General features: G+C 48.6%; 17 protein-coding genes. 11 read left to right on the forward strand and 6 right to left on the reverse strand.

Annotated elements, in window-relative coordinates; genetic code table 11:
- Window positions 1-331: 331 nt before the first annotated feature.
- The 6 genes from pflB (at window position 332) to P4D80_RS22945 (ending at window position 10,873) form a co-directional block, all read left to right on the forward strand.
- Window positions 332-2,566: a formate C-acetyltransferase gene (gene pflB / locus P4D80_RS22920; RefSeq protein ID WP_421656372.1), complete on the forward strand. Its 2,235-nt coding sequence runs from the start codon at window positions 332-334 to the stop codon at window positions 2,564-2,566.
- Between the two features lie 91 nt (window positions 2,567-2,657).
- Window positions 2,658-3,044 carry a hypothetical protein gene (locus P4D80_RS22925; protein ID WP_421656373.1) on the forward strand — a complete coding sequence of 129 codons (387 nt, stop codon included), beginning with the start codon at window positions 2,658-2,660 and terminating at the stop codon, window positions 3,042-3,044.
- Window positions 3,045-3,504: 460 nt separating this feature from the next.
- A complete protein-coding gene (gene pflA / locus P4D80_RS22930; RefSeq protein WP_421656374.1) occupies window positions 3,505-4,269 on the forward strand; it encodes a pyruvate formate-lyase-activating protein in 765 nt (254 codons plus the stop codon).
- Window positions 4,270-4,303: 34 nt separating this feature from the next.
- On the forward strand, window positions 4,304-7,000 hold the full coding sequence (gene adhE, locus P4D80_RS22935) for a bifunctional acetaldehyde-CoA/alcohol dehydrogenase (protein WP_421656375.1): 2,697 nt from the start codon (window positions 4,304-4,306) through the stop codon (window positions 6,998-7,000).
- 150 nt (window positions 7,001-7,150) lie between these two features.
- On the forward strand, window positions 7,151-9,961 hold the full coding sequence (locus P4D80_RS22940) for a bifunctional acetate--CoA ligase family protein/GNAT family N-acetyltransferase (RefSeq protein ID WP_421656376.1): 2,811 nt from the start codon (window positions 7,151-7,153) through the stop codon (window positions 9,959-9,961).
- A gap of 504 nt (window positions 9,962-10,465) precedes the next feature.
- Window positions 10,466-10,873 carry a hypothetical protein gene (locus P4D80_RS22945; RefSeq protein ID WP_421656377.1) on the forward strand — a complete coding sequence of 136 codons (408 nt, stop codon included), beginning with the start codon at window positions 10,466-10,468 and terminating at the stop codon, window positions 10,871-10,873.
- 372 nt (window positions 10,874-11,245) lie between these two features.
- Here P4D80_RS22945 and P4D80_RS22950 read toward each other — a convergent pair whose 3' ends face one another.
- From P4D80_RS22950 to P4D80_RS22970, 5 genes are all read right to left on the reverse strand, one after another.
- Window positions 11,246-11,623, reverse strand: a complete 378-nt coding sequence (locus P4D80_RS22950; protein ID WP_421656378.1) for a response regulator — start codon at window positions 11,621-11,623, stop codon at window positions 11,246-11,248.
- A 39-nt stretch (window positions 11,624-11,662) separates the two neighbouring features.
- Window positions 11,663-14,926, reverse strand: coding sequence for a response regulator (locus P4D80_RS22955; RefSeq protein ID WP_421656379.1), 3,264 nt, complete (start codon window positions 14,924-14,926; stop codon window positions 11,663-11,665).
- A 545-nt stretch (window positions 14,927-15,471) separates the two neighbouring features.
- Window positions 15,472-16,008: a cupredoxin domain-containing protein gene (locus P4D80_RS22960; RefSeq protein ID WP_421656380.1), complete on the reverse strand. Its 537-nt coding sequence runs from the start codon at window positions 16,006-16,008 to the stop codon at window positions 15,472-15,474.
- Window positions 16,009-16,112: 104 nt separating this feature from the next.
- Window positions 16,113-18,377 carry a heavy metal translocating P-type ATPase gene (locus P4D80_RS22965; protein WP_421656381.1) on the reverse strand — a complete coding sequence of 755 codons (2,265 nt, stop codon included), beginning with the start codon at window positions 18,375-18,377 and terminating at the stop codon, window positions 16,113-16,115.
- Between the two features lie 14 nt (window positions 18,378-18,391).
- On the reverse strand, window positions 18,392-18,589 hold the full coding sequence (locus tag P4D80_RS22970) for a heavy-metal-associated domain-containing protein (RefSeq protein WP_421656382.1): 198 nt from the start codon (window positions 18,587-18,589) through the stop codon (window positions 18,392-18,394).
- 392 nt (window positions 18,590-18,981) lie between these two features.
- Here P4D80_RS22970 and P4D80_RS22975 point away from each other — a divergent pair, with 392 nt between their 5' ends.
- The 3 genes from P4D80_RS22975 to P4D80_RS22985 are packed head-to-tail and all read left to right on the forward strand — an operon-like array spanning window position 18,982 to window position 19,630.
- Entirely contained in the window at window positions 18,982-19,230 is a 249-nt protein-coding gene (locus P4D80_RS22975; RefSeq protein WP_421656383.1) for a DUF305 domain-containing protein, read from the forward strand.
- On the forward strand, window positions 19,227-19,532 hold the full coding sequence (locus tag P4D80_RS22980; protein WP_421656384.1) for a hypothetical protein: 306 nt from the start codon (window positions 19,227-19,229) through the stop codon (window positions 19,530-19,532). The genes P4D80_RS22975 and P4D80_RS22980 overlap by 4 nt, the downstream gene beginning before the upstream one ends.
- A complete protein-coding gene (locus P4D80_RS22985; protein WP_421656385.1) occupies window positions 19,496-19,630 on the forward strand; it encodes a hypothetical protein in 135 nt (44 codons plus the stop codon). The genes P4D80_RS22980 and P4D80_RS22985 overlap by 37 nt, the downstream gene beginning before the upstream one ends.
- A 212-nt stretch (window positions 19,631-19,842) precedes the next feature.
- Here the strand turns inward: P4D80_RS22985 and P4D80_RS22990 are convergent, their stop codons facing one another.
- Entirely contained in the window at window positions 19,843-21,729 is a 1,887-nt protein-coding gene (locus tag P4D80_RS22990) for a tetratricopeptide repeat protein (RefSeq protein WP_421656386.1), read from the reverse strand.
- A 134-nt stretch (window positions 21,730-21,863) separates the two neighbouring features.
- Between P4D80_RS22990 and recN the strand changes: the two genes are divergently transcribed.
- Window positions 21,864-23,525: a DNA repair protein RecN gene (recN, locus tag P4D80_RS22995; protein ID WP_421656387.1), complete on the forward strand. Its 1,662-nt coding sequence runs from the start codon at window positions 21,864-21,866 to the stop codon at window positions 23,523-23,525.
- A 67-nt stretch (window positions 23,526-23,592) separates the two neighbouring features.
- The gene (locus tag P4D80_RS23000; protein ID WP_421656388.1) at window positions 23,593-23,844 is read left to right on the forward strand and encodes a hypothetical protein; all 252 of its coding nucleotides are present in this window, start codon (window positions 23,593-23,595) and stop codon (window positions 23,842-23,844) included.
- The last annotated feature ends 13 nt before the right edge of the window (window positions 23,845-23,857 follow it).

The following is a 23,857-nucleotide window of genomic DNA, read 5'->3' on the forward strand; positions in this document are numbered from 1 at the left end:
TAAACCCAATTCTTTACAAGTAGCTGCACCCAATTAATTGTAAGAAGAAGGAATGGGGGCTTCGCCTCCAGGCAGGGGTTTCCACCCCCTGCACCCTGTCCTAAGCCTGGTGGCTATCGTTATACCTTGCTCAACACTCAACGGTTCCTCACAAGTTCCTCTCCTCACAAATTCCTCAAATTCCTTTTCTATAACAGAAATAAGGTTTCTATAACAGAAATAAGGTGAGAAACGGGCTTTTAGCGATCGCCATCCTCTTGTTAATGTTCTAAATCTCGCTGGAAGCCTGACCATAACTACTCATCACTCACTACTCCTTCAGGAGGCACAAATGAATTTGTTTGAACAATGGCAAGGATTTAATTCTGGCAGTTGGATGAACGAAATAGATGTGCGTAACTTCATCCAAACCAACTGCACGCCCTATGAGGGAGATGAAGCATTCCTGACGGGAGCAACAACCCGGACGCAGACCCTCTGGAATCGTGTCAAAGACTTGATGGCACAAGAGCGAGAAAAAGGTATTCTGGATGCAGATACGGCGATCGTTTCCACTATCACATCCCATAGCCCTGGTTACATTGATCGAGAGCTAGAGCAGATTGTGGGTTTACAGACCGATAAACCTCTGAAACGAGCCATCATGCCTTTTGGTGGCATCCGCGTTGTGAAAGCCTCACTGGAAGCCTACGGTTACCAGCTCGACCCCACAACTGAGGAAATTTTTACTAAGTACCGCAAAACCCATAATGATGGTGTATTTGATGCCTATACTCGCGAAATGAGATTAGCGCGGCACTCCGGCATCATTACTGGATTACCCGATGCCTATGGTCGGGGGCGGATTATTGGCGATTATCGTCGCGTTGCTTTGTATGGGTGCGATCGCCTCATTGACGACAAAAAAACTCAATTGCAATCTCTAGAGCTGGATGTAGTGGATGAATATACTATTCAACTGCGAGAAGAAATCAGCGAACAAATCAAAGCCTTGTTTGAGCTGAAAGAGATGGCAGCCAGCTACGGCTTTGAGATTAGTCATCCTGCTGCCAATGCCAAAGAAGCAGTGCAGTGGCTTTACTTTGCATATCTGGCAGCCGTGAAAGAACAGAATGGGGCTGCGATGTCTCTAGGACGGGTCTCAACCTTCCTGGATATCTATTTTGAGCGGGATTTGAAGAACGGCACAATGACCGAATCGGAGTTGCAGGAACTGATCGATCATTTTGTCATGAAGCTGCGAATGGTGCGTTTCTTACGAACGCCTGACTACAATGAGTTGTTTTCTGGTGATCCAACTTGGGTAACAGAGTGTATTGGCGGCGTGGGCGAAGATGGAAGACCATTGGTGACAAAGACAAGCTTCCGGATGCTTAACACGCTGTTCAACCTGGGCCCTGCTCCTGAACCCAACCTGACGGTGCTATGGTCAGAGCGATTGCCCATTGCCTTCAAACACTATTGTGCCAAAGTTTCTATAGAAACCAGTTCGATTCAGTATGAAAACGATGATTTGATGCGTCCCTATTGGGGGGATGATTACGCGATCGCCTGCTGTGTTTCTGCTATGCGAATTGGCAAACAAATGCAGTTTTTTGGTGCACGGGTGAATCTGGCGAAATGTTTGCTGTATGCGATTAATGGTGGCAAAGATGAAAAGACTGGCGAACAGATCGCACCTGCTTACGCTCCGATTACCTCAGATTATCTGAACTATGAGGAGGTGATGCAGAAATTCGATCTCATGATGAGTTGGCTTGCTAAAGCCTACATCAACACACTCAATGTCATCCATTCCATGCATGATAAATACTGTTATGAACGGTTAGAAATGGCACTGCACGATCGCGATGTCTTTCGCACAATGGCCTGTGGCATCGCTGGATTATCGGTTGTGGTGGATTCTCTATCAGCCATCAAATACGCCAGGGTGAAAGTCATTCGCAACGAGAACGGATTGGCAGTTAATTACCAGATTGAAGGAGATTTTCCGAAGTATGGCAACAATGACGATCGCGCCGATCAAATAGCTGTTGATCTGGTAAAAGGTTTCATGAACAAATTGAAGCAGCACAAAACCTATCGTAATGCTGTACCAACGCAGTCTGTGTTAACGATTACATCTAATGTTGTCTATGGCAAGAAAACAGGCAATACTCCGGATGGACGGAAAGCAGGAGAACCATTTGCACCAGGAGCTAATCCTATGCACGGACGAGACAGTAAAGGTGCGATCGCTTCACTGGCTTCTGTTGCTAAGCTCCCCTATGCTTATGCGCAGGATGGCATCTCAAACACATTTTCGATTGTGCCGGGAGCGTTAGGAAAGACAGAGGGCGATCGCCTCATAAACCTTGTCGGCATGTTAGATGGATACTTCCATGATGGTGGACACCACATCAACGTAAACGTCCTGAACCGAGACATGCTCTTGGATGCAATGGATCATCCCGAACTGTACCCGCAACTCACGATTCGAGTCTCTGGATACGCCGTCAACTTTATTAAACTGACTCGTGAACAACAGTTAGATGTGATTAAGCGCACCTTCCACGATCAACTCTAAATTAGTTGTTTCAGGATTAGTTGTTTCAGGGCAAATATAGCGATCGCTTTCCTGATATGGTGGCGATCGCTGAAGCCTTAAAAAAGAAGCTATGATTTTACGTTACACTCTGGCGTGGATTCCAATGGTGTTTATTGGCATCATCAACGGCACGATTCGGGAGTTCACCTACAGAAAGCATTTGAGTGAATTGCGTGCTCATCAGCTTTCATCGATTACTGGAATTTTACTATTCAGTCTTTATATTGGGGTACTTATCTACTTTTGGGGCTTTGAGTCTTTGAAGCAAGCGCTGATAGTTGGGCTAATTTGGCTTGCACTCACAATTATGTTTGAATTTCTCTTCGGTCATTATGTTGCTGGACATCCCTGGAACAAGCTTTTAAGTGATTACAACATTTTTGCAGGGCGGCTTTGGGTTATAGTTCTCATCTGGCTTGTTATTGCTCCACTGCTCTTCTACCGCGTTTTAGAGTAGTGGTTTGACAGATCTAAAGTGAGGCATTAGAAAAGTGAGGCATTAGAAAAGCTCTAGAATCTCCTTTTCATGGGCTTTCTCATAAATTACTCAATGTTATAGCGGTAGTCATTATGGTTAGGACGGGGTGCAGGGGTGGAACCCCTGGCTGGGGGCAAGGCCCCCACTCCCTCTCTAATTCCAATGTCCTAACGCACCCGCGTAAAGCTATAGTAGTCCGCCAAGCAGATTTTGAAGGGTTTGCAACTTTTCAAAACTCCGTAAATTGGTTTTTCCGGATTTAGATAACCAGGTAAAGTTCCTTTGGTAACCCGTTAGTAGGGCTAATGGGCGATCGCTCACTTGACATCAACCGCTCCTGACAATCACAAACCGTGCTCACAAGTCCCCCAAATTCTTTGCCTATAACCGAAGGTGAGGTTACAAAAGACCGGCCCAATCACCTTTAAAGGCAGCAGCAATGCAAGTCTCAACAATTCACTCTCCACAACCTACAGACATTCAAGGATATATTCATTCCATTGAAACCTGTGGCACGGTAGACGGTCCCGGAATTCGGTTTGTTATCTTCACCGCAGGCTGCCCCTTGCGGTGTCTTTATTGTTCCAACCCGGATTGCCGCTACATAGAAAATGGTAAGAAGGTTAGTGTTGATACACTCATACAGGAGATTCAGAAATATACTTCTTACATGAATGCTTCTGGTGGTGGAGTGACAGTGAGTGGCGGGGAACCGCTCTATCAACCGCACTTTGTTACGGAGATCTTCAGACGCTGCAAAGCACTGGGCATTCATACGGCACTGGATACCTCTGGATATTGCGATTTGCAGGTAGCAAAGCCTGTGATTGAGCAGGCAGATTTGGTACTACTGGATATCAAATCCTATGATCCTAATATTTATGCAAAAGTCACGAGTGTTTCGTTGGAGCCAACCCTGGCGATCGCCCGTTACCTCAACGCTATCCATAAACCCACCTGGATTCGGTTTGTTTTAGTTCCCGGTTTAACCGATGCACCCCACAACATTGAAGGGCTGGCAGATTTTGTTGCAACCCTGAAAAACGTTGAAAAGATAGAAGTTTTGCCCTTTCACAAGATGGGCGAATATAAGTGGGGGCAATTGGGCTATGAATACCAGCTTAAAGAGACGCAACCTCCCACAGCAGAACAAGTGCAGGCAGCACATGCCATCTTCCATAGTCGAGGTATCAACGTTGCCTAAGTTTTGATTGCACCATGAGAACACGGAGCAGATTATGAGCATTACCAATCGTGAAGAACTCGAAACACTGATTCAGCAGGTCAAAGCCGCACAAGAACAGTATGCGACGTATTCTCAAGAGCAAGTCGATCTTATTTTCAAACAAGCCGCGCTCGCTGCCAATGCCGTTCGGATTCCGCTGGCAAAATTAGCGGTAGACGAAACGAAAATGGGAGTTATTGAAGATAAAGTGATTAAGAATCACTTTGCTTCAGAAATAATTTACAACAAATATAAACACGAAAAAACCTGTGGTGTGATTGAGGAAGACAGATCCTTCGGAATTCAAAAAATCGCAGAACCGATGGGAGTTTTAGCGGGAATTATTCCAGTCACAAATCCGACTTCGACCACAATTTTCAAAGCCCTGATTACCCTTAAAACTCGCAATGCGATCATTTTCTCTCCACATCCACGGGCAAAACGTAGCACAGTAACAGCCGCCAGAACAGTGCTGGAGGCTGCGATCGCCGCTGGAGCGCCAAAGAACATCATCGGTTGGATTGATGAACCCACGATTGAGTTATCGCAGGCGTTGATGCAGCATCCCGATATCAAACTAATTCTTGCCACTGGTGGGCCTGGAATGGTGAAAGCGGCTTACTCGTCAGGCCATCCTTCTTTGGGCGTTGGTGCCGGGAATACACCTGCGGTGATTGATGAAACTGCAGATATCCAAACGGCAGTCAGTTCTATCCTGCTGAGTAAGACGTTTGATAACGGTATGATCTGTGCGTCAGAGCAGTCGGTGGTGGTGCTGGATTCAATTTATGAGCAGGTAAAGCAAGAATTTATTGATCGCGGTGCTTACTTCCTTTCAGCCGGAGAAAAGGCAAAGGTTGGTAAGGTGCTGTTGAAGGATGGCCGCTTGAATCCAGCTATTGTGGGGCAATCAGTGGGGGCGATCGCTCAACTGGCAGGCATTGGACTGGTGTGTCTGGAACATCAAAGCAAGAATCGCGGAAAAAACGAGAGCCTAAATCCACTACCCTGCACATTACCGAAAGTGTTGATTGCAGAAGTTGATGAGATTGGTGTCAATGAACCATTTTCCTACGAAAAATTGTCGCCCATTCTGGCAATGTATCGAGCTAGCAGTTTCCTGGATGCAGTCGAGAAAGCGAAACAATTGGTGGAATTTGGTGGGCAAGGGCATACCTCTGTATTGTATGTCAATCCAACTTGCTTAGATGACATTGCCTACTTCAAAAGCTCAGTCAAAACATCGCGAGTGTTGATTAACACCCCATCTTCTCAGGGGGCGATCGGCGATCTCTACAACTTCAAACTCGATCCCTCTTTGACTCTGGGGTGCGGCACTTGGGGCGGCAACACCGTGTCTGATAATGTCACACCTCGTCATTTGCTTAACGTCAAAACCGTGTCAGAGCGACGGGAAAATATGCTGTGGTTCCGTGTGCCGCCAAAGATCTATTTCAAGTATGGTTGTTTGTCTGTAGCCTTGCGTGAACTTGCAGGTAAGCAACGAGCGTTTATCGTCACGGATAAGCCATTGTTTGATTTAGGTTTAGTCGAGAAAGTGACGACGGTGTTAGATGAAATTGGGGTCAAACACGATGTCTTTCACGATGTCGAGCCTGATCCCACCCTGTCCAATGTGAACAAAGGATTGGAACTGCTTAGAAACTATCAACCTGATGTAATTATTGCGATTGGCGGCGGTTCTCCAATGGATGCTGCCAAAGTGATGTGGTTGATGTATGAACATCCAGAGGTGGAGTTTGCAGGTCTGGCAACCCGGTTTATGGACATTCGTAAGCGAGTGTATGAACTACCTGCCCTGGGTCAGAAAGCACTCATGGTTGCAATTCCAACTACGTCTGGAACTGGATCAGAGGTCACGCCATTTGCCGTTGTCACGGATGATTCTGCTGGCATTAAATATCCATTGGCAGACTATGCGCTGACGCCAAACATGGCGATTATTGATCCAGAACTCGTTCTCAATATGCCCAAAAAATTAACGGCCTATGGCGGAATTGATGCATTAACCCATGCACTGGAATCCTACGTTTCAGCATTAGCCACTGAATTCACTGAAGGACTCGCACTGGAGGCGATCGCACTTCTCTTTAAGTACTTACCCCGTGCCTATAAGAATGGTGCAAATGATCCAGAAGCACGGGAAAAAGTTCACTATGCGGCAACGATCGCAGGCATGGCATTTGCCAATGCTTTCTTAGGAGTGTGTCACTCAATGGCGCACAAATTAGGGTCTACATTCCATGTACCGCATGGGTTAGCAAATGCACTGCTGATTTCTCATGTGATTCGCTATAACGCCACCGATGTACCCTTCAAGCAAGCCATCTTCTCGCAATACAAATATCCTTATGCAAAGGAACGGTACGCTCAAATTGCAGATTATTTGAATCTCGGTGGCAATACACTAGATGAGAAAGTGGAACGATTGGTAGAGGCGATCGAAGATTTGAAGCATCAGATTGAGATCCCTAACACCATCAAAGAAGCCCTGACGGAGGACGAACAGAGTTTTTACAGCAAAGTAGAACACATGGCAGAACAGGCATTTGATGACCAATGCACAGGTGCAAACCCTCGCTATCCGCTCATTCAAGACCTGAAAGAGCTGTACATTCTGGCATATTTGGGTTGCCGGATAGAATCGGCTCTTTATTACAAGCCTGATAAAGTTTCGGTCTTGATGTAAGTAGCTTTACCCAATTAATTGTAAGAAGAAGGAATGGGGGCTGTGCCCCTAGGCAGGGGATTTCACTCCCTCCACCCCCAGAATTATCCTTAATTTAATTGTGCCCGGCTACTTAGTTCATACTAGGGAATGCTCATCACGGTACAAGTTATGGAATCACTCCTATCCTCTACTTCTGATCGTGCCTACGATATTTTGCGCTCGGAGTACCGTCCACTTGATGCGATCTTCGCTCCCAGGTCAGTGGCTGTCATTGGAGCAACAGAGCGACCGGGAAGTGTTGGGCGAATTGTGCTGTGGAATTTGCTCAGCAGTTCCTTTGGTGGTACAGTTTATCCCGTCAATCTCAGACGGTACAGCGTTTTAGGAGTCAAGGCATATGCTGCGATCGCCGATATACCAGAACCTATAGACCTGGCAGTGATTGCCACCCCCGCAGTTACAGTTCCAGATGTTATTCAAGATTGTGTAAATGCAGAGGTGAAAGGTGCGATCGTCCTTTCTGCTGGATTTCGAGAAACTGGTGCCGCGGGGATTGAACTGGAACAGCAAATTCGAGAACAACTTCAGCGGAGTAAACTGCGGCTGATTGGTCCTAATTGCCTGGGGGTAATGAATCCTATCACCGGGTTAAATGCCACCTTTGCTAATGCAATGGCACGTCCCGGCAATGTGGGCTTTATCAGCCAAAGTGGCGCACTGTGTACTGCGATTTTAGATTGGAGCTTTCGAGAAAATGTTGGTTTTAGTACTTTCATTTCCATTGGTTCCATGCTGGATGTGAATTGGGGCGATCTGATTTACTATCTGGGAGACGACCCGCATACCCACAGCATTGTCATTTACATGGAATCGATCGGAGAGGCGCGTTCTTTCCTGTCAGCCGCGCGGGAAGTTGCCCTGACAAAACCTATCATTGTTCTCAAAGCGGGTCGCACAGAAGCTGCCGCTCAGGCTGCTACATCACATACAGGAGCCCTGGCAGGAAGTGACGCGGTTCTGGATGCCGCGTTTCGTCGGTGTGGCGTACTGCGGGTCGATCGCATCTCTGAATTGTTTGATATGGCAGAGGTATTGGCAAAACAACCGCGCCCCAAAGGTCCGCGTTTAACAATTATCACCAATGCTGGAGGGCCGGGTGTGATAGCAACCGATGCCTTGCTGAAAAATGGAGGGCAACTGGCACAGCTTTCAGAGGGGACAATCGCGGCTCTCAACCAGCAGCTTCCGCCATTTTGGAGCCACTGTAATCCGATTGATATTTTGGGGGATGCTGACCCAAACCGCTATCAGCAAACAATTGAGACGGTTGCTCAGGACTCAGAGAGTGATGGATTGCTGGTGATTCTCACCCCTCAGGCAATGACTGACCCAACAGAAACAGCGGAACGGTTGAAAACATGGGTTGAAAATCAGAATTCACACCCGTCCGCTAAACCTGTTCTTGCCAGTTGGATGGGGGATTCTGATGTAAGTGCAGGTGAATTACTGCTGAATCAAGCAAAGATTCCGACCTACCGCTTTCCTGATACGGCTGCGCTTGTGTTTAGCTACCTGTGGCGGTTTAGCTATAACTTGCGTGGCATCTACGAAACTCCTGTTTTGTCAACCAGTGTAGAAGCAAGAACTCCTGATTGCTTTGAGGTATCCACGAAAGATCATACGTTAGCCGAAAATATCATCACTGCTGCACGGCAAGCCAACAGAACCATTCTCACTGAAGCAGAGTCAAAGCAAATTCTGGCATCTTATGACATTCCGGTGATTCAAGATTGTATTGCTGCCAGTGAAGCAGAGGCTGTTGATTGCGCAGAAGCGATCGGCTATCCAGTGGTGCTCAAGTTGTTCTCTAAAACCATTACCCATAAAACTGATGTTGGAGGTGTGCAGCTTAGTCTGGTGGATGCAGAAGCTGTACGACGAGCCTATCAAGCGATTGAAGCTTCCGTAACCGAGAAGGTTGGAGCTGAGCACTTTTTAGGTGTGACCGTGCAGCCAATGGTGAGGTTGAGTGGCTATGAATTGATCATTGGCAGTAGCCTTGATCCTCAGTTTGGCCCAGTGCTGCTATTTGGTGCAGGTGGACAGTTGGTTGAAGTGTTTCAGGATCAGGCGATCGCCCTTCCTCCACTTAACTCCACGCTGGCGCGACGGTTGATGGAGCAAACGCACATTTATAAAGCTTTGCAAGGTGTACGAGGACAACCCCCCGTCGATCTGGGCGCTCTTGAACAACTGCTAGTACGATTTAGTCAACTTGTGGCAGAACAACGCTGGATCAAAGAGATTGATATCAATCCGTTGGTGGCGTTTCCAATGGGAGCAAATAACCATTCACCCTTGCTGGCATTGGATGCTCGCATTGTTCTACAGGATGCAACTGTTAGTAAAGAGCAGCTACCAAAGTTAGCTATTCGCCCTTATCCCACACAATATGTCACACCATGGCAGCTAAAAGATGGCACGCAAGTCAGTATTCGTCCAATTCGGCCTGAAGATGAACCGTTGATGATTCAGTTCCACAAAACCTTATCAGAGCAAAGTGTTTACTTGCGCTACTTTCACTTGATCAAACTGGATCAGCGCATTGCTCATGAGCGCCTGACTCGCATCTGCTTTATTGACTACGATCGCGAAATGGCACTCGTTGCAGATTATAAGAATCCCGAAACTGGATCACACGAAATTCTAGCAGTTGGACGGCTCAGTAAGTTGCATGGAACCAACGATGCCGAGTTTGCCATGCTGGTCAGCGATCGTTTTCAGGGTCGTGGTTTAGGGACTGAACTGCTAAGACGGTTGCTGCAAGTGGGGCGTGATGAGCATCTCGATCGCATTACAGCAGAAATTCTCTCTGATAACTCTGGAATGCAACGAGTTTGCGAGAAGTTGGATTTCCGTATCTCTCGTACTGCGGATCCTTCAGTGGTGAAAGCAGAAATTCAGTTTTGTAGAGAGTAGAAATTCAGTTTTGCAGAGAGTTTTGAGTTCTGAATTGAACTCTGTAGAGTGGTAAGTAGGTAGCCATTATTAATTGTCAAGGGGGGAATAGGGCTGCGCTCCCAGGCAGGGGTTTACCCCTCCACCTCCAAAATTATCCTTGATTGAATTGCACCTGGCAAACTACCAGGCAGGCAGATTTTGAAGGGTTTAGAACTCTTCAAAACCCCGTAAATTGGTTTTTCTTTCTGAGCTTGGATAAACAGGCAAAGTTCCCTTGCTAAACCACTAGCTACTTAGGCTTATGGATTTAATCACACCGCATTCCTTGAGCGAACTGACCTCCTCCCTTCTCTGCTCTGAGTCGGAGAGGGGTGCCAAAGGCGGGATGAGGTTTTCGGAGTTATTTAATTCTCATTCCTTAGTTATTATGGGTTTCCTCACAGGTTTCTCAAATTTTTGTCCTAACTTGAGAATAGGACTTCACTTCAAACTTGATGCGATCGGCTGGCTTAGGAGGGCGCAATGGAAATTGTCAGGAAGATTAATGATGAACTTGCGATCGCAGGGCCAGTCACTTTTAGGGAATTGCAGCAGATTGCCGAAGAGGGATATAAGTCCGTACTCAATTTGCGATCGCCCAATCATTTCTCGAATGACGAACAACAGCGGATCGAACGCTTAGGGTTGTGCTACGTTAACCTGCCGACGGATGCTGAAGTTATGACCCCTGAGACAGCAGTCAGAGTTCTCAGTCAGATTAATCAATTACCTAAACCCATGTTAGTGTGTTGCAACAATGCAACATTGGCAGCAGCAATGGTGTTAATGCATATTGCCATTAGCCAGGGGCAGCCATTGCAGCAGGCTTTTCAACGAGCAGAGGAGCTTGGATTGTTCAGAAATTATCCTCAACCTGCTACTTTAAGCTAATACTAATTTGATTGTTAAATGCAGCAGATCGAGGCAGCAGATCGAGGATTTGAGAAGCCAGAAGCTAGGAGCCAGAATTAATCCTACTTCTGGCTCCTGGCTTCTGACCCGTGGCTCCCTCCATCAAGCATATACTGTCAAAATTGTTTATAGCTCTACGCGGGTGCATTAGGATATTAGAATTAGAGCGGGAGTGGGGCTTCGCCCTGCCAGGGTTCCACCCTGCACCCCGTCCTAACCATAATGACTACTGCTATAACTCGATATAGCAGTCCTCAATCAGTCGTGAGATTGAGAGGCTTTGTGAGAAAGGATTCTGCAAGAATCCTTTCTCACAATCCAAATAGGATCGTTATATAACTTCCCAATTCATCAAAGGCTCCAGCCAAGGGTTGCTGCAACCTGACTGGCGAGTTGTAAAGGATTGAAAGGTTTAGCGATCGCCCCCTTCACACCCAGTTCTTCATAACGACGGCGATCAGATGCTTGCACTTTTGCGGTGAGCAAGATTACCGGAATCTGACGAGTAGCTGGATTAGCCTGCAACTGCTGAAACGTCGTAGGTCCATCCATGTCAGGCATCATCACATCCAGCAGAATCGCATCCGGTTGCTCAGCTTCTGCTTTGGCAATCCCTTCTTGCCCAGAACTGGCAGTCAACACCTGCCATCCAGCAGTCGTTCGTAAACAAATTTGTGTTACTTCCTGAATGTATTGCTCGTTATCGATGACGAGAATGCGTTTAGTCATTGGTCATTAATGGCTGTGTAATTCAGACGATCGCTCCTATCACCTCTCTCCAACTGGCAACGTAAAGTAAAAAGTACTACCCTTACCCAAGACACTCTCAACCCAAATACGACCTCCATGCTGTTGCACAATATTGCGGCAGATTGCCAAACCTAAGCCAGTACCATCTTGATTACGGGAGTCGGATGCATCGACTTGCTGAAAGCGTTCAAAAATAGTTCCCAGTTTGTCTGCTGGAATACCTCGTCCCTGATCTTTGATAGTGAAGAGGATGTAGGAAAGAGTAGGCGGTGGGGGTTGAGAGGGGATAGAGTGATGGGGGGATGGGGTGGGGGAATGTTGAGGGCTGGAGGCTGAGGGCTGAGTTTGGATGGAGGCGACAGGCGACAGGCGACAGGCGACGGATGTTTCTCCTGGCTCCTGACTCCTGGCTTCTGGCTCCTGACTCCTGAGTTCTGCTGTGAGCCAAACTGTTACTCCTTGAGGCGAAAACTTGATGGCATTGCTTAACAGATTAGTGAGCGTTTGAATAATGCGATCGCCATCTGCCCACACCTCAACTGACAAAGGTGTTACGGATAACATCACGCCAAATTTTTCTGCCATTGCCTGCATTACATTCGCGGCATTCGTCATCAAGTCAGCCACATTGCAGAGGTGTTTGTCCATTGTGACTTTGCCCGATTCAATCCGTTCAACATCGAGAACATCATTGAGCAATCGGATCAGGCGTTCAGTGCTATCAACCGCAATTTCGAGCAGTCGCTTTCCGGTTTCGGGCTCGGCATCAAGCAAGCCACTGGCTAGCATTCCCAGTGAGCCGTGAATGGAGGTTAAAGGTGTGCGGAGTTCATGACTGACAATGGAAATGAACTCATCTTTCATTCGTTCAATCACTTTGCGATCGCTCGTGTCTCGTAAGATTACGGTAAAGATTGTTTCCCCTTTCAATTGCAGCTTGGAGATGGAAGCTTCTGCCGGGAATTCTTCTCCATTTTTGCGGCGACCAAAAATCTCGCGACGTTCCCCCATGCGACGAGCTTCGCTGGAAGATTGACCAAAGTCATTCACATATTTCCGATGCAGTTCCGCAAAGCGAACTGGCAACAACAGATCTAGCGGTTGACCGATCGCTTCCTGGGCGGTGTAGCCAAAAATCTTTTCTGCCCCTTGATTAAACAGGGTAATTCGTTGTTTTCCATCTACAGAAATCACTGCATCATCCGCAATATCGAGAATGCCTGAAAAGCGCCTCTGTGAGACTCTCAGTGCTTCTTCGATTTGTTTGCGCTCGTTGAGTTCAGAGCGTAACTGCTCATTAACACGGACTAACTCAGCCGTCCGTTCTGCCACTCGTATTTCCAATTCATCTTTTATTTTTCGCAGGGCAGTCTCGGTCTTCTTTCCCTCTGCCACTTCATCTTGATGCAGCGCAGCTAAATTTTTCAACAGTTTAATGCGTTCTAACCGGTTAATGATACGAGCCACCAGTTCGGGGCCCACAATCGGCTTGCTGATAAAGTCATCAGCACCTGCTGCAAACACCTGATTCACGGTATTAGCATCAGTATAAGCTGTTAAGATAACAATCGGTAAACCACTCCAGCGCCCATCATTACGTACCACATGACATAGCTCAATGCCGCTGATGTTGGGCATTTTGATGTCTAAGATTAAGAGGTCTGGTGCGACGGCTTCCAGAGTTTCCCAAAACTGATTGGGGTTATTGAGCGTTGTAACGTGAAGCCCCCAGGGTTGTAGTAGCGTCCTCACCGTTGCCAGCAGTTGCAGGTCATCGTCTACGACCATCACTCTGGCATCCACTGGATCAGTCTGGTGCAGAATACGGGTCACTTCTCTAAGTATCTGGGTTGCAGGCATCGGTTTTTGCAGAAATGCCCGTCCACCCAAACGGGCAACTTCTAAACGATGCTGTAAATCTTCTTTGGCGGTGAATACCAGCACAGGTAAGGAGGGGATTTGCTGTTGTAATTCAACTAATAGATTGAAGCAGTCTATGGTGTGTTTAGAAACTGCCAAATCTAGCAGGATAACATCTGGTTGCTCACGCTGAATGATTTCTCTGGCGATTGCCAGATCCATTGCAAACTCTGCTCGTAATCCCCAATTCGCTGCTTCAGTGACAATGGATTCAGCTATTGCGCGATCGCTGTCTATCACCAAAAGCAACGGATGTTTTTCTGTTTGTGCAGGTGACCTATCCTGGTTTTCAGAACCTGCAATTTCCTGGCGTAGTGCCGCAATTAGCGACTGAAGATGATGAATCTGGTTAGAACTTGGACGTTCGCTCGACTGCAACTGCTGTTCAATTGTTCGAGCCAGTTGAGAAGCCTGTTCAAAGCCAAAGGTTCCCAGAGAACCTGCTAATGTGTGCGCTTCCTGTTCTGCCTGCCGCCGCAGTTCCCCACTCAATGTTCGGTTACTCAATGCAGCAACGGCCTGTTCCAACACGGTTATCTGTTCATCCACTCTAGGTTGGAATCGTTGCCATACCTCGGCGATCGCGGCCCAGGTCTGCTGCCCAATCTCTTCTGCACTCACTTCAACCGACTCAGGTGACGGATAGGGAGATGTCATTTTCCGGGTTGCCCGACCTCCCTTTTTCCCTTCTAACGGCTTGAGTCGATAGCCAATTCCATAGACCGTTTCAATTAGAGTGGTTGGGGCACCTGCAGCTTTGAGTTTTTGGCGCAAACCTTTAATATGAGTTCTCACCGCCTCATCACTGGGAACGTCTTCAAACGACCAGAGGTTTTCCAGGATTGCCCCACAGCTAAACACCCGCTGATTATTTCGTAGAAACAGTTCGAGGAGGGCATATTCTTTGGCAGTCAGGGAAACGGGCTGTGTTCCATAGGTGACTTCACAACTTCTTGGATCGAGGCGTAAATCACCCCATTCCAGTACCGATTGGATGGTTGTTTGATTGCGACGCAGTAGTGCTCGGATTCGAGCTACCAACTCTTCTGGATCGAAGGGTTTCACGATGTAATCATCGGCACCTGCATCTAACCCGATCGCTTTGTCATGGCTGCTACTTCGAGCCGTCAGCAGTAGGATAGGCATCTGGTACCCGTGCGATCGCAACCGTTGACAAAGCTTGATGCCATCCAGCTCAGGCAGGGCCACATCCAGCAGAATTAAGTCATAGGCGAACGCCTCCGCTAACATCCATCCTGACTCTCCATCTGAGGCAACCTCAACGGTGTAATGTTGATTGCTTAACGTAGCAACCAGCGCTTCAGCAGTCAATTGATCGTCTTCTACAACCAGAATCTTCATTGAAGCTTGCTTAAAATCCTCATTGATGCTTACTTAAAAAAGTACTGCGCTCAAGAAAGAGCAGTGCAGAAATTTCCTAAGATGTTAACAAATTGAATCTTGTGATGTGAGAAGTTGCTATAGCGATCTCAAGTAGGTAATCACAATTAATCGTAAGGGGAGAAGTAGGGGCTGCGCCCTCAGATAGGGAGGGGGTGAAATCTTCTCCATCCCCCAAATTATCCTTAAATTTAATAATAATTACACCCAGCTAAACTACTTATCTGTTTTGTGAGAAAAGATTCCTGCAGAATCCTTTCTCACAAAACCTCTCAGGCGTTGCTGAATTTGGGTATGAAATAGGCGCTGTATGCTTGAAGAAACTTCGTTTTGACTCATACTGCTTTTTAGCAACGCCGCCTCTCAATCCGACAACTGATTTAGGACTGCTATAGATGCAACTGTAGCCATAGCCACCAGGCTTAGGACGGGGGGTAGGGGTGAAACCCGTGCGTGGGGGCGAAGCCCTTACTCCCCCTCCCTTGTTCACAAACCATGCGTGAACGCTATAGTGTTGCAGGCTGGACCTCAATGATGCCACGAAACATATTCATGCCGCAGGTGAATTCATATTTACCGGGTTTACTGGGTGTGAATTCAATCGCTGTAATTTGATTCAACGGCAATTCTTGAGCAATGTGAAAGTCAGGGAAGCGGACTTCTTCTAGACAACTGCTGGGGTCTTTGCGATGGAAATTTAATCGCACTGGTTGTCCTGTTTGTACTATAATCTGGCTCGGTTCGTACCCCCCATTGACGGTAACTGTAACTTCCTGAATGCCATCCTTTGCAATGACTTGACGCGATTTGGGTTTGCTGAACAGGAACCACCAAAGTTCTAAGCCAATTAGTCCTAATCCACCTAATGTGACAGCGATCTTATTGCCAGGGGGTTGTTCGATACGCTGAAACTGGTTGGGCTGAGGAATGGTGTGATTTTCCATCTTGCCCATTTCCGGTTCAGCGGCAATTGCTCCGAAGATTGCACCCAACAGAAATCCTAATCCTGCCAGCGTTCCAAAAAATTTCACTTTCCTGAACATAACTATAGCGATCCTTCTTGAAATTTGAACGGGTGCAGGGGTGGGGTTTTCACTTTAACCTGCCCCCCAACCTCCTTCGCTGTGACCTGGATACTGACGGACTACTAGCTGAATGTTTTGGGTTGAAAGTTCCGCAATCGCAGAGCATTGGTGACAACGGAAACAGAACTGAATGCCATTGCTCCCCCTGCGATAATGGGGTTTAGCAACCAACCCAAAAATGGGAAGAGAATGCCTGCGGCAATGGGAATTCCAGCCACATTGTAGATGAAGGCGAAGAAGAGATTCTGGCGAATGTTGCGAATCGTGGCACGAGATAGTTCGATCGCCGTAACAATGGCCTGTAAGTCTCCAGAAATCAACGTAATATCGCTGGCAGCGATCGCCACATCTGTTCCCGTTCCGATGGCAATGCCAACATCCGCCTGGGCTAAGGCAGGAGCATCATTGATGCCATCTCCCACCATTGCAACGACTTTCCCTTCCCGTTGAATTTCTGCGACTTTGGCCGCTTTCTGATCGGGGCGCACTTCGGCAAAAATTCGCTTGATGCCAACTTCGCGGGCGATTACTTCAGCCGTTCGACGGTTATCTCCGGTCAGCATCACCATTTCTAAACCGAGACGTTGCAGGGCATGAACTGCCCTGGCGGAGGAAGGTTTGAGCGCATCGGCAATGCCCATAATACCTTCCACTCTGCCATCAACGGCAATCCAGATGACTGTTTTACCCAAATACTCTAGACGTTCCCACTGTTGCTCTAGAGCAAGAGTGTCAATTCCCAGTTCTTGCATCCATCGTCGAGTTCCGATCTGGATGAGGCGATCAGAAGCCATTCCCTGGACACCACTGCCAGCGATCGCTTCAAAAGCCTGCACTCCGAATAAGGGTTTATTCCCAAGTTGGGATCGAGCATACTGCACGACGGCTTCCGCCAGGGGATGTTCTGAATTTTGCTCAACCGAGGCAGCTAACCGAATCAGTTTCAATTCATTGTCATTAGCAGTGCCGTTGACAGTGACAAAATCAGTGACTGTGGGTTTCCCCTGGGTTAAGGTTCCTGTTTTATCCAATACGATCGTTTGGATTTTGTGGGTCAGTTCTAGACTTTCAGCACCTTTAATCAGGATGCCGTTTTCGGCTCCTTTACCTGTACCAACCATGATAGAGGTCGGTGTGGCCAGCCCCAGGGCACAGGGACAGGCAATAATTAACACACCAATGGCGGTAATCAGGGCTAGTGTTACATTGCCCATCAGGTTGTACCAGAGGACAAAGGTGGCGATCGCAATGGCAATTACGACCGGAACAAACCAGCTCGTCACCTGGTCGGCTAACCGTTGAATCGGTGCTTTTGAGCCTTGCGCCTGCTGCACCAGTTTGACGATTTGAGCCAGAAAGGTATCTTTACCGACGCGGGTGGCACGAAAGCGGAAACTACCCGTTTTGTTCATGGTTGCACCGATCACCTCATCGCCCATTTGCTTTTTCACGGGAATACTTTCACCCGTCACCATCGACTCATCCACATTGGAAGAACCCTCAATGATCTCACCGTCCACCGGAATCTTTTCCCCTGGACGCACCAGAATCATATCGCCCAATCCCACTTCTGCAATGGGAATGTCCATTTCCTGACCATTGCGGATCACATGTGCGCTTTTTGCCTGTAAGCCGATCAACTTGCGAATGGCCTCGGAGGTTTGCCCCTTTGCCCGATTCTCGAACAATCGCCCCAGCAGGATTAAGGTGATAACAATTGCCGAAACTTCGTAGTAGACACTGGGCGTGATTCCCTGGGCAATGAGAAAGCCTGGATTGATTGTCACAAACAGGGAATAGACGTAAGCGACTAGTGTTCCCAGGGCGATCAGGGTGTCCATTGTGGCGGTGTGGCGTTTGAAGGCTTTCCAGCCATTGATGTAGAAGGTCTTGCCGCACCAGAACTGTATCGGAGCCGTCAGAACTGCCTGCAACCAGAAGTGATGTAACCAGCCAGGAATAAAAGGAATGGGTATCCCCACCATCGCCGGGAGAGAACCCACCAGCAAAATAATACTGATGCTGCCACCCACCCAGACCTTCCGAGTCAAATCCCGGTTTTCTGCCTGCCGTGCTGCTTTCTCTTCGTCATCTTCTTCCGTCAGGGTGCTATGTTCAATTGCAGAAGCAACGTAGCCAGCCTCACCAACAGCCGCCTGAATTGCCTTTATATCAGTTCGTTGGGGATTGTAGATTACAGACGCCTGCTCAGCTCCAAAGTTCACAGTACACGCAGTCACTCCCGGAACCGATCGAATTGCGGCCTCAATATTGCTGGCACAGGAGGCACAGCTCATCCCTCTGAGTTTCAGGGTTGTATTTTCCATGAATGACCTCCTGGTCAATCGGAGATGGTATAGCCAGCAGTTGCGATCGCACTCCGGATGGCTGTCTCGGAGGCTTGTGTATCAACCTCAACCAGCTTTGTTTTGGGGTCTGCCTGTACGGTTGCTGTTGAGTCAATCGCCTTGATGGCTTTTGCGATCGTGTCACTACAAGCTGAACATGCCATGTCAGGAACTTTAAGTTGCAGAGTCATTGTCCAAATTCTCAATCACATTTGATCTCATCTTGAAGGCTCCAGTCAACTGGAGAGTCAAGAGGTCGTTCAATTTCATCCTGATTTCATTTCTCTGTGGAAGACTGGGAGCTATTACTGTCTGGAAGGCAGCCAGGGCTGCTGAAGTTGAGACTTGAAGCCCAGGCTATTTCCATCCTTGACTTTCCAGTTACCTGGAAGGAACAGAATCAAGAAAGCTGTTTTGCCTAACTGTTTTGCCTAACTTTAAATGTGTAGAGGCTATGAAACAAATCGCTTTAAAAGCTAAATTTCTGAGGCTGGCCGTTGTTGCGATCGCTCCAACGACTGGAGTCTTGACCGCCTGCTCTACGCATGCCCGGAACCAGGCTCAAGCGTAAAACTCAGGTGCCATGAATGTTGGCGATCAATACTCCATGAATCATGGCGACATGAAACCCAATGGCATGATGGATCACAGCATGATGAACTTAGGGCCGGCAGATGGGGAATTTGATTTGCGATTTATTGATAGCATGATTCCGCATCATGAGGGTGCTTTGAGCATGGCAGCAGAAGTGTTACAGAAATCCAGTCGCCCCAAACTCAAAAAGCTGGCTCAAGATATTTCAAGGCGCAGGAAACAGAGATCAATCAAATGAAACAGTGGCGGACTGCCTGGTATCCCAAAGCCCCCAGCACCCCCATTGCCTGGCATCCGCAAATGGGCCATTCAATGTCAATGTCTGAAGATCAGATAAAGGCAATGCGAATGGACATGGATCTGGGTACTGTTGACGACGGCGTTGCTGAAAAGCAGTATGAATCGAAACGAAGTTTCGAGCATACAGCACCTATTTCATACTCAAATTCAGCAACGACCAATGAGTTTCAGGGGAAAAGTAAACCGGCTCTGCGGCTCATGAATTGCAGACACCCCTGGCAACCATTCGTGCGATCGTAAAATCTACTCGCGATGTTGATTTCCTGACCGAAGAAGAAGCCAAAGAAGCCCTCGCTGGCGTTGATCGCCAGAATCAACGGTTGAAACTCAAGATATAGCGGTAGTCATGATGGTTAGGACGGGGTGCAGGGGTTCCACCCCTGGCTGGGGGCGAAGCCCCCCCTCCCTCTCTAATTCCCATGTCCTAACGCAGCCGCGTAAAGCTATAGCTTGGAAAATTTCTGAGCAAAGAACTATCTAAGATAGCCCCAATCGGTTGAACAATTCTGCGTAAATTGAGTTCAAAAGCGGATATACCAAAAGCAGGAACTTAATGTTTCCAATTGCGTAAAGCATCTACGACCTTTGCGATCGCCCCTGCCCAGTCGCCCGCAGCGTCTTGCCGAAAAAGGCGCATAGTTGGATACCAGGGACTGTCTTCTCGCTGCTGCATCCAGCGCCAGTCACAGGCGAAGGGAAGCACTACCCAAATGGGTTTACCCAGGGCTCCGGTGAGATGTGCAACAGCGGTGTCTACAGAAATGACCAGATCGAGCTGGGAAATGAGGGTTGCAGTATCGGCCAGATCTTGAATGTGGCTACTCAGATCCACAAGATTTTGCTCAAACCCATAAAGAGAAATATCAGCAGCATGGGAGCCAGCCTGGAGGCTGTAAAGCTTGATATTAGGAACGGATTGCAGAGCCATAAATATTGGTAGGGGGGCAGTTCTGCTTTTGTAAGAGTGGATGAGGTAACGTCTATAGGCGTCAGGGGTCGTAAGTTCTCTAGACGGCATAGCAGACGCCCAAACAATTCCCACATTGAGGATGTTTGGATCTCGCTCTGGAAGTTGAACGCCAGTGTTGGATACCGACAGGTAGGGAACCTGTGCAGGAATGGTATCCAGGGTGTGGCCAAACAAGTGCGGAAGACTGAATAGGGGAGTGTAGACATCATAGGGAGGATGGGTGGTTCCTCTAGGAATGACCTGGTTCACCTCCGGTATCTCAGAAAACAAGCGAACCAGCTCCGGACGACAATCAACGAGGATTTGTCCTCCCCTTTGGGCAACCAGCGGCACATAGCGGATAAAGTGAATTGCGTCCCCCAATCCCATTTCGGCAAAGAGCAAAATAGTTTTTCCCTGCAAGTCAGAGCCGTCCCAACGGGGTTTCTCTAACTGGATGCCAAACTCTTTGTACTTCCAGCGCCACTCGTATTCAGCAAATCCCTGCTCTAAGTCACCGGATGCCAGTAGCGCAAAACTTAGATTCAGATGGGCGTCGGCATGGTCAGGATTGAGAGCGATCGCCCGTCTGCATTGGGTGATTGCTCCCACCAAATCATTCTGCTCATACAGGACAATGCCCAGGTTGACGTAGGGTTCAACATTATCAGGGTTGAGGGCAATTGCCTGCTGAAAATGCTCAACAGCCTGTTCAAGGTATCTACATTCCCGCAGGACTAACCCCAGGTTGTTGTGAACTTCAGCCCGATTAAATCCTAAATTCAAGGCACTGTGATAGTAGGTGATTGCTGCCTCAAACTGCCCCAGGGAACCCATCGCGTTTCCCAGATTGAAATACACTTCGGGATTATCTGCCTGAAGCGTAAGGGATTTCTGATACTGGGCGATCGCTGCCTCAAACTGCCCCACCTCCTGCAATGCATTTCCCAGATTGTTATAGGTCTGCGGATTGTTTGGCTCCAGAGCAATCGCTTTGTGATAATGCTCAATTGCCGCATCCAGTTGCCTCTGTTGCCTTAGCGCGTTTGCCAGGTTATTGTGAGCCCTGGCATAGTTGGGGTTGAGGGCAATTGCCTGCTGATACTGGGCGATCGCCCCCCCCCAATCCTTCTGTTGCAGCAGCAAATTGCCAAAATTGAAGTAGGTGGGTGCATGATTGGGATTCAACTCCAGCGCCCGCTGAAAATGCATCCTGGCCTGACGCCAATCTTCCCGATCTTGCAGCGCAACGGCGAGATTATTATGGGCTTCAGCGTGGTTGGGGTCAACACTCAAAATCTGCTGATAGCGGGCGATTGCTGTGTCCAACCGCCCCGTTTGATAGGCGATCGCCCCCAGCAGATGCAACGCTGGTACATAATCCGGCTGCTGTTGAACGATTTGCTGGCACGTCCACTCTGCTTCAAACAGATTCTCAGTTTGATAGGCACGAAAAGCGCTTGCCAATGCTTCAGAGATCGATACCATGAGGAGGGAAAGGAGAAGCTGTTTTAATCATCACCCATCCACCCTATCACCCATCCCCCATCCACTCCCTCCCCCCTCTAACAACTAACACCAACAACTAACTTACCATCAATCCCCTCACTGTTCCGCCCCAAATGCCCATGCTGCTCTCCTTGAGAATTGAAAACTTTGCCCTGGTTGACCACCTGGATCTGGAACTGGGTGCCGGGTTGACTGTACTGACGGGGGAGACGGGTGCGGGGAAATCCATCATTTTAGATGCGATCGATGCTGTATTGGGAGGAAAGGTCACCAGTCGGGCAGTGCGGACTGGGGCGGAGCGGGCACTGGTAGAAGCCATCTTTCAAGTAGACTCCGATTTGGTTTCCTGGCTCAATAGTCAAGACATTCCCCCCGCGGATGACAACAGGATGGTTTGTAGCCGTGAAATTACCCTCAACCAGGGCAGCCAGCGAAGCCGTTCGCGTGTGAATGGGGTGGTGGTCAACAGGCAACAGATGGAAGAACTGCGCGATCGCCTGGTTGAAATTACCGCTCAAGGGCAAACCGTTCAGATCGGACAGCTCCCTCTGCAACGGGAGTGGCTAGATAGCTATGGTGGCGAAGCTCTCTTATCACAGCGAGACCAGGTTTCTGCCGCCTGGACAGGCTATCAGCAGGCCGCCCAGGCTCTCGATCGCCGCCGCAGGTCTGAGCAGGAACGACTGCAACAACTGGATCTATTTGAGTACCAAATTCAGGAGTTAGAAGCCGCCAATCTCACTGATCCCGATGAACTGGATCAGTTAGAGCATGAACGCAAGCGCCTGACCCACAGTGTCGAACTCCAACAAAAAAGCTACCAGGTCTATCAGTCTCTTTATGAAAACGAGAGTGGCGGCGAAGCCTGCGCCGATCTCCTGGGCCGAGCCGAAGAAACGCTCCAGGAAATGGTGGAGTACGATCCCCAACTTCAACCCATTCTGGACATGGTGAGTAACGCCCTGGCCCAGGTGGAGCAGGCCGGACGGGAAATTAATTTCTATGGCGAAAGTATTGAAGCCGATCCCCAACGATTGCAGGAAGTGCAAGAGCGAATTGTTGTCCTGAAGCAAATCTGCCGCAAGTATGGCCCCACCCTGGGGGATGCGATCGCCCTTTATCAACGCTTACAAGACGATCTGGAACAACTGAGGGGGGGTGGGCAATCCCTCGAAGAGTTAGAAGCCGCCTATCAGCAGCGCCAAATCGAGCTAATCGAAGCCTGCGCCAAACTAACCCAGCTTCGTCAGGCAGCGGCAAGCGATCTGGAAGAGCGGTTGATTGCCGAATTAAAACCTCTGGCAATGGAAAAAGTTAAATTTAAGGTGCAAATCAATCCCATCCCGCCTTCTGCTCTGGGAGCAGACCAAATTATCTTTCTCTTTAGCCCCAATCCGGGTGAACCTCTGCAACCCCTGACCGAAATCGCCTCCGGTGGCGAAATGAGCCGTTTCTTACTCGCTCTGCAAGCCAGCTTTACCCAGATCGATCCCGTTGGGACTCTCGTGTTTGACGAAATTGATATGGGGGTTTCGGGACGGGTGGCCCAGGCGATCGCCGAAAAGCTTTATCAACTGAGCCATCGTCACCAGGTCCTCTGCGTCACCCACCAGCCCATTGTCGCCGCCATGGCAGACCATCATTTCCGCGTCAGCAAGGAGGTCATCGGCGACCAGCAACTGGTAACTACCAACGGGCGAAAACCAGGAAAAGCTGAGGAAACAAAAAACCATAAAGACGCGGAGACGGGGAGATGTCGAGAAATCTCCCCCTGAACTTTCCACTTCCCACCCCTCACCCCTCACCCCTCACCCTTCACCCCTCCCCTCAGACATTCGCACCGTGGTCCGCATTGCCCCCCTGGATAACCAGCAGCGTCGGGAAGAATTGGCCCAACTGGCAGGAGGGGAATCGATTCAGGAAGCGATCGCCTTTGCCGAATCGCTGCTGATTCAGGCGGCCAATCTCCGCCAAAACCATTCAACCAACGCAGCCAACCTGCTTAACCCTCCAACTGAGCCCCCTCCCTCTTCCACGCCCCGTTCAAACTCCGTGAAAACAAAGATTTCAAAAAAGGTCTTGATGCCAGCTTAATCGACACGGAGAA

The sequence above is a fragment of the Leptothermofonsia sp. ETS-13 genome, from assembly GCF_049200465.1.
Classification (GTDB): Bacteria; Cyanobacteriota; Cyanobacteriia; order Leptolyngbyales; family Leptolyngbyaceae; genus Leptothermofonsia.

Coding starts and splice junctions, on each gene's coding strand:
- P4D80_RS22945 (WP_421656377.1), top strand. CDS start 10,466: ATGGAAATTGTCAGGAAGATTAATGATGAACTTGCGATCGCAGGGCCA.
- P4D80_RS22975 (WP_421656383.1), top strand. CDS start 18,982: ATGAATGTTGGCGATCAATACTCCATGAATCATGGCGACATGAAACCC.
- pflA (WP_421656374.1), top strand. CDS start 3,505: ATGCAAGTCTCAACAATTCACTCTCCACAACCTACAGACATTCAAGGA.
- P4D80_RS22950 (WP_421656378.1), bottom strand. CDS start 11,623: ATGACTAAACGCATTCTCGTCATCGATAACGAGCAATACATTCAGGAA.
- P4D80_RS22990 (WP_421656386.1), bottom strand. CDS start 21,729: ATGGTATCGATCTCTGAAGCATTGGCAAGCGCTTTTCGTGCCTATCAA.
- recN (WP_421656387.1), top strand. CDS start 21,864: ATGCCCATGCTGCTCTCCTTGAGAATTGAAAACTTTGCCCTGGTTGAC.
- P4D80_RS22960 (WP_421656380.1), bottom strand. CDS start 16,008: ATGTTCAGGAAAGTGAAATTTTTTGGAACGCTGGCAGGATTAGGATTT.
- P4D80_RS22955 (WP_421656379.1), bottom strand. CDS start 14,926: ATGAAGATTCTGGTTGTAGAAGACGATCAATTGACTGCTGAAGCGCTG.
- P4D80_RS22980 (WP_421656384.1), top strand. CDS start 19,227: ATGAAACAGTGGCGGACTGCCTGGTATCCCAAAGCCCCCAGCACCCCC.
- P4D80_RS22965 (WP_421656381.1), bottom strand. CDS start 18,377: ATGGAAAATACAACCCTGAAACTCAGAGGGATGAGCTGTGCCTCCTGT.
- P4D80_RS22970 (WP_421656382.1), bottom strand. CDS start 18,589: ATGACTCTGCAACTTAAAGTTCCTGACATGGCATGTTCAGCTTGTAGT.
- pflB (WP_421656372.1), top strand. CDS start 332: ATGAATTTGTTTGAACAATGGCAAGGATTTAATTCTGGCAGTTGGATG.
- adhE (WP_421656375.1), top strand. CDS start 4,304: ATGAGCATTACCAATCGTGAAGAACTCGAAACACTGATTCAGCAGGTC.
- P4D80_RS22940 (WP_421656376.1), top strand. CDS start 7,151: ATGGAATCACTCCTATCCTCTACTTCTGATCGTGCCTACGATATTTTG.
- P4D80_RS22925 (WP_421656373.1), top strand. CDS start 2,658: ATGATTTTACGTTACACTCTGGCGTGGATTCCAATGGTGTTTATTGGC.